The following is a 6,086-nucleotide window of genomic DNA, read 5'->3' on the forward strand; positions in this document are numbered from 1 at the left end:
CTCTCGGTTGTGCGGGTCGTCACTAACGACGCTGAACGACGCCGCCCGCACGGTCGAGTCGGGCGACGGCGCGGTCTATCCTATCCCGGGCGTCGAACACATGTCTCGAATTCCGTTTTCTGACTGGCTCCATCCGGACCTCGAAACGCGGTACGACGGCGGCGACTCGCTTTCGATGGGCAAGACCGCCGAGACGGTCGCCCGGCGATACGACATCCCCCGAGAGGACCAGGATGCGTTCGCTCTCCGCTCGCACGAACGGGCCATTGAGGCTCGTAAATCCGGCCGCTTCGACGCCGAAATCGTTCCTGTCGAAACGCCGGATGGTCTCGTCGAGCACGACGAAGGACCGAGAGAAGACACGTCGATGGACGTGCTCGAATCGCTGCCGACCGTCTTCGCCGACGACGAGGAAGCGTCGGTCACGCCCGGGAACGCCTCTCCACTGACCGATGGGGCCGCGGGCGCGCTCGTCACCTCCGAAAGCTACGCCGAGGAGAACGACCTCCCGGTACTCGGGCGCGTCGTCTCTCGCGCCGTCGTCGGCGTCGACCCCGAAGAGATGGGCGTTGCCCCGATTTCGGCAACCCGCGCGGCGCTCGATAAGGCAGGACTGACCGTCTCCGACCTCGACCTCGTGGAGCTCAACGAGGCGTTCGCCTCTCAGAGTCTCTACTGTAAGCGCGAACTCGGTATCGACGAGGAGAAACTGAACGTCAACGGCGGCGCAATCGCCCTCGGCCACCCGCTCGGGTGCTCCGGCGCGCGCATCGCCACCACGCTCCTGCACGAACTCGACCGCCGCGGCGGCCGGTACGGTCTCGCCACGATGTGCGTCGGGTTCGGACAGGGTGTTGCGACGGTGTTCGAGCGGCAGCGAGTGAGTTACCCGGTCAACCCGGGGTGGACCAGCCTACCGCCGTACCTCGGTTGGCACGACCTTGAAACCGTACCGGACGACGCCTTCCTGTTCGTAGATGCGGCGCGGGACCGCCTCGACTCGGTCGCCGATAGCGGGTGTTCCGGCGGGCGAGTGAACGACTTGTGCGGGTGCACTCACCGACTCGTCGTCTTCCGGGCCGTCGAACGCGACGACGGCGACCGGGAACGACCCGGAGCGTTGCTGTTGTTCGACGAACTCGGGCGGTGCGCCGCCCTGCCCGATGGCCGTCGCGGCTTCGACCGCTCCCGTCCCGGGAAGCGGCGTATCTTCGTATCCGGCGAGCGACCCGCAGTCGAAGCACGCGCCCTCCGGCGGGAACGAGAGTGCGCCGCAGTCGGTACACCGCCCGGCGACGAGTCTGTGGCGCTGCGGAATCGTCTGTCGCCACGTCGGGACGCTCACGTACGCGCCGCCGCCCTCCGGTTCTTCACCCGTTATCGTTCCGCGACGGCGAAGCGCTTCGGCGTAGGACAGTTCCGTGTCGCCTTCGAGCACCGCACCAAGCGGCACGTCGCTATCTGCGGAAAGCACCACCGCTGTCGCCCCAGCGCCACCGCCGTAACCGACGAGGAGGGCCGACGATGCGCCCGATTCGAGCGCCGAAGCGAGTCCGAGGAACGGTCCTGCAGCACCCGCATCGCCGGTCTTGGAGACGACAGTTCCCGACGCGATTTTCTCGGTAGGCACGCCGACCGCACCTGCCGCGCGGTACGGGAGCTTGCCATCCGGAGCGGTGAGTGCGACGGCATCGACAGCCGACACGTCGGTTCCGAGGGCTTCGACCGCACCGCCGACGGAACTGGTGTAGGCGTCGCGCTCGTACTGCGTGATGCCGATGGATTCCGTCTCGGCGCTCCCGCGTTGGCGGAACCGAGTTCCCGGGAAGGGTTCGCCGTACTCGCCGACTCCGTCCACGGATAGCGGCCCGTCTTTGGCGAGCACGAGCGCGGCGGCACCTGCCCCGGCTGCGGCCGCTTCGTCGCTTTCGGGTGCGCCCTGCGGGCTGTCGGAAACGACGACGAGTGCTGGCCCCTCCGCGTCAAGTGTGGCCGCGAGTGCGACTGCACCGGCGCGGGTTCCGCCGCCGAACTGTCGCGTCGGAACCGCGGGGCCGACGCCGAGTAGCGAAGCGAGCCGGACAGTGTGTTCTTCTTCGTCTGCTGGTGGCGTGGTGGTGGCGAACGCAAGGTGTTCGATTTTGCTCGCGTCCACGTCGGCGGCGCTGAGCGCGCGCTGGCTCGCTTCCGTCGCCATGGTGAGCGTGTCCTCGTCGGCGTCGGGCACAGCGACCCGCTCGACGCCTGCGGCACCGCTCTTGCCCCACGCGTCGCGGTAGGTGGATACCGGAACGTACAGACGCGGCACGTACGCGCCGACGCCCGCGATTCGGAGTCCAGTCATAGCACACCCCCTTCGAGGACGTGAACGACCGCAGCACCGCCGGACCCACCCACGTTGTGCGTGAGACCGACCCGTGCACTCGGAATCTGTCGGTCGTCCGCGTGGCCGGTGAGTTGTTTGAACGCCTCGACGACCTGTCCCGCGCCCGTCGCGCCGATTGGGTGTCCCTTCGACTTCAGGCCGCCGGAGGGATTGACCGGCAACTCGCCGCCGAGTTCCGTCACTCCCTCGTCGATGAGTTCGGGTGCGCCGCCGCGCTCGCAGAATCCGAGGTCCTCGTAGGCGAGGAGTTCGGCGATGGCAAAGCAGTCGTGTACCTCCGCGAAGTCAACGTCGTCGGGACCGAGTCCGGCCATCTCGTAGGCTGTTTCAGCGGCTTGTGTTGACGAGTAAATCGAGGTGTAGCTGTCGCGCTGGAAGAGTCCGACGCGCTCGGAGGCGGCACCGACGCCCGCGACGCGAATCGCTTCGTCGCACGTGCTGGCCACGTCCTCGCTGGCGACGATGACCGCGGCCGCGCCGTCGGAGGTCGGACAGCAGTGATACAGATTCAGCGGGTCGGCGACGACGGGCGCGTCTCGGGCGTCGTCGAGGGAACACTCGAAACCGAGGTGCGCCTTCGGGTTTTTCGCACCGTTCGCGTGGTTCTTCACGGCGACTTTCGAGAAGTGGTCCGGCGAGGCGTCGTAGGTGTCCAGATACGCGGAGGCCATCTGCGCGTAGACGCCCGAGAACGTCGTGCCGGTGAGTCGCTCCCACTCGGTTTCGCCGCTGACGCCGAGCCAGTATTTCGCCACGTCGCCGCTCATGTCGGTCATGACTTCGTAGCCGCCCGCGAGGGCCACGTCGGCCATGCCGCTTTTGACCGCCTGTACCGCCTGTCTGACCGCGTACCCGCTCGCGGCACAGGCGTTTTCGATTCGAGAACAGGGGACACCGTGGAGTCCGACGTGTTCTGTTACGGCCGGTCCCGACAGGCCGAGTTGTCGGCCGCCGACGCCGAGTGACCCGACGACCGCCTCGTCGACCGCGGACGGTTCGACGCCCCCGGCGCTGTCGAGCGCCTCCTCGAAGGCCGTCGCAAATAGCGACCGGTAACTCTCGTCCGGAAACGCGCCGTATTTCGATTGGCCCGCTCCGACAATGTACGCATCTCGCATGATAGTCGATTACGTATCCCCCGCGAAATAGGTTCGCCCCGCGTCAGTAGTGGCGTGACCGCATCATTTTTATCACCTTCTATCATCGGGTTCATTTGTACATGGTATTCGATAGCATGGAGGCTGCCTCACGAGACGAACTTCGTGAGGTCCAGAACAGTCGCCTGCAGGCGACGGTGCAGAACGCGTACGAGAACGTCGAGTTCTACCGCGAGACGTTTGACGAGTTGGGTCTCACACCGGACGACATCGAGAGCGTCGACGACCTCTCGAAGCTCCCGTTTACGACGAAAGAGGACTTCCGCGATAACTATCCGACGGGCATGTTCGCCGTCGACATGGAGGACGTAATTCGCATCCACGCCTCCTCCGGGACGACCGGCAAGCCCAAGATTGTCAGCTACACGCAGGACGACCTCGACGTGTGGAGTAAGGCGGTCGCGCGTTGTCTCGCCGCAGCGGGCATCGGCTCAGACGACATCGTCCAGAACGCCTACGGCTACGGTCTCTTCACCGGGGGTCTCGGACTTCACCAGGGCGTCGAAGAACTCGGCGCGACGGTTATCCCAATCGGCGGCGGGAACACGCAGCGGCAAGTCGAGATGATGAACGACCTCGGAAGCGACGTTATCTCCTGTACGCCGTCGTACGCGCTCTATCTCGCCGAAGTCGCCGAAGATATGGGTATCGACATTCGCGACCTCCCGCTTCGAACCGTCATCTTCGGCGCCGAACCGTGTACCGAGCCGATGCGGAACGAAATCGAAGACCGACTCGGCGTGACCGGCATCGATATCTACGGTCTCTCCGAAATCGTCGGTCCCGGCGTCTCCATCGAGTGCGAAGCACAGGACGGGCTTCACATCTGGGAGGATTACTTCTATCCCGAAGTCATCGACCCTAACACGGGCGACCCGGTCGAGGAAGGCGAAGAAGGCGAACTCGTGTTGACGACGCTCGCAAAAGATGCGCTTCCGGTGTTTCGGTACCGGACGGGCGACCTGACGACGCTCGACTACGATACCTGTGAGTGCGGCCGGACCTGCGTCCGTATGGACAACATCACCGGTCGCTCCGACGACCTAATCATCGTCCGCGGGGTGAACTTCTACCCGAGCGAGGTGGAGTCTGTCGTCCTCGAATTCGACGAGATTGCGCCGCACTACCGCATCGACCTTCGGCGCGAGGGGAACCTCGACCAACTGGAGGTTACGGTCGAACTCACGGAGGACTTCGCCGGTTCCATTAGCGACCTCAAAAATCGCATCGGAAAGCGCCTCTCGAACGTCCTGTCGTTCACCCCCGACGAGTTGAATCTCGTCGAGTACGGGAACATCGCCCGAACCGAGGTCGGCAAGGTCCAGCGCGTCTACGACCACCGCGGCCAGTAGACGGTTTGCTAGTTAGCTGCCGTCAGCGACCGGGCTTGTAGACGCGTCCGCGGAACGTCGCCACCCTGCCGCCCGCCTCGTCGGACACGACGACTTCGTACTCCGCGGTTCGACCGCCGAGGTGCGTCTCTTCTGCGACGGCGCGGAGCGTGTCACCCACTTCCGCCGCCGCGAGATACGAGATGTTCGTCTCCAGTGCGAACGCCGCATCCCCGTGGCTGTTCGATGCGGCGGCGAACGCGGCGTCCGCAAGCGTGTAGACAGCCCCGCCGTGCGGCGTGCCGTGGAAGTTCAAATGTCTCTCGTCTACGGTCAGTGTCGTCTCCGCGTACCCCTCGCCGATATCTGCGAGTTCGATACCGACGCGGTCGCAAAACGGGTCGTTCGACGCACGGTCGCGTATCTCGGCGTGCTCGTCTGGCTTCGGCATGTGAACACACATCATCGCGACTCGTCAAGTAGGCATCGACTGTCAGTAATGATAGGTATGTAAAATTCTTTATTCGGTGGGGGTGACGGTGTTGTATGGCATACAGCTACGAACCGCACTACTTCGAGGACTTCGAAGAAGGCAAAGAGTTCGAAAGCGTCGGTCGAACCGTCACCGAAGCCGATTTCATGATGCACTCGGCGCTCTCGGGCGACTGGACGGAACTGCACACGAACAAGGAGTACGCCGAAGACACCCAGTTCGGCCAGCGCATCGCCCACGGGCCGATGACGTTCGTCCAGTCGACCGGGTTCGTCTACCGGTCGGGTATCGTCGAGCGCACAGCTCTCGCATTCCTCGGGATGAACTACATGGACCTTCCGAACCCCGTCTTCATCGGCGACACCCTCTCGCAGACGATGGTCGTCTCCGACCGGAAAGACCTCGGCAGCCGCGACGACGCCGGACTCGTCGTGCTCGACGTGACGATGACGAAGCAAGACGGAACCGTCGTCCTCGAAGGCGACATGAAGTTCCTCATCAAGACGAAAGCGGGCGCGGAATAGGCGAATCGCCGGTCAGTACGAGTCTAACCGTTCACCCCGGACGAACAGCGCATCGTCCGGCCCGCGGTCGCCGTAGTCGTCGTGGTACTCCATAAACTGGAACAGCCCCCCGGTCGGGTACCCCGGCGAGACGAACGCTTCCGTCCAGCCGTCTACAACCGAGTAGCCGACGGCGCGCTCGCCTGCGGCCTCGAG

General features: G+C 64.6%; 5 protein-coding genes and 2 pseudogenes. 3 read left to right on the forward strand and 4 right to left on the reverse strand.

Features of this window, described 5'->3' with window-relative positions; translation table 11 throughout:
- A pseudogene (locus QT222_RS08110) lies at window positions 1-874 on the forward strand (thiolase family protein); the annotation flags it as partial.
- A 39-nt stretch (window positions 875-913) separates the two neighbouring features.
- On the opposite strand, the gene QT222_RS08115 reads toward QT222_RS08110, so the two are convergent.
- Together QT222_RS08115 and QT222_RS08120 are read right to left on the reverse strand one after the other, a co-directional pair.
- Window positions 914-2,344 (reverse strand): zinc ribbon domain-containing protein, encoded by a 1,431-nt coding sequence (locus tag QT222_RS08115; protein WP_491476871.1) that lies wholly within the window; start codon window positions 2,342-2,344, stop codon window positions 914-916.
- The gene (locus QT222_RS08120) at window positions 2,341-3,504 is read right to left on the reverse strand and encodes a thiolase domain-containing protein (RefSeq protein WP_004060772.1); all 1,164 of its coding nucleotides are present in this window, start codon (window positions 3,502-3,504) and stop codon (window positions 2,341-2,343) included. The genes QT222_RS08115 and QT222_RS08120 overlap by 4 nt, the downstream gene beginning before the upstream one ends.
- A gap of 101 nt (window positions 3,505-3,605) precedes the next feature.
- Here QT222_RS08120 and paaK point away from each other — a divergent pair, with 101 nt between their 5' ends.
- Window positions 3,606-4,895, forward strand: a complete 1,290-nt coding sequence (gene paaK, locus QT222_RS08125; RefSeq protein WP_491476872.1) for a phenylacetate--CoA ligase PaaK — start codon at window positions 3,606-3,608, stop codon at window positions 4,893-4,895.
- 22 nt (window positions 4,896-4,917) lie between these two features.
- Here paaK and QT222_RS08130 read toward each other — a convergent pair whose 3' ends face one another.
- Window positions 4,918-5,325, reverse strand: coding sequence for a PaaI family thioesterase (locus QT222_RS08130; RefSeq protein WP_491476873.1), 408 nt, complete (start codon window positions 5,323-5,325; stop codon window positions 4,918-4,920).
- A gap of 95 nt (window positions 5,326-5,420) precedes the next feature.
- Between QT222_RS08130 and QT222_RS08135 the strand changes: the two genes are divergently transcribed.
- Complete coding sequence (locus QT222_RS08135; RefSeq protein ID WP_004060769.1) at window positions 5,421-5,891, forward strand: MaoC/PaaZ C-terminal domain-containing protein; 471 nt, start codon at window positions 5,421-5,423, stop codon at window positions 5,889-5,891.
- Window positions 5,892-5,903: 12 nt separating this feature from the next.
- Here QT222_RS08135 and QT222_RS08140 read toward each other — a convergent pair.
- Window positions 5,904-6,086, reverse strand: a pseudogene (locus QT222_RS08140) (VOC family protein); the annotation flags it as partial.

It is taken from the genome of Haloferax sp. s1 (genome assembly GCF_058382125.1).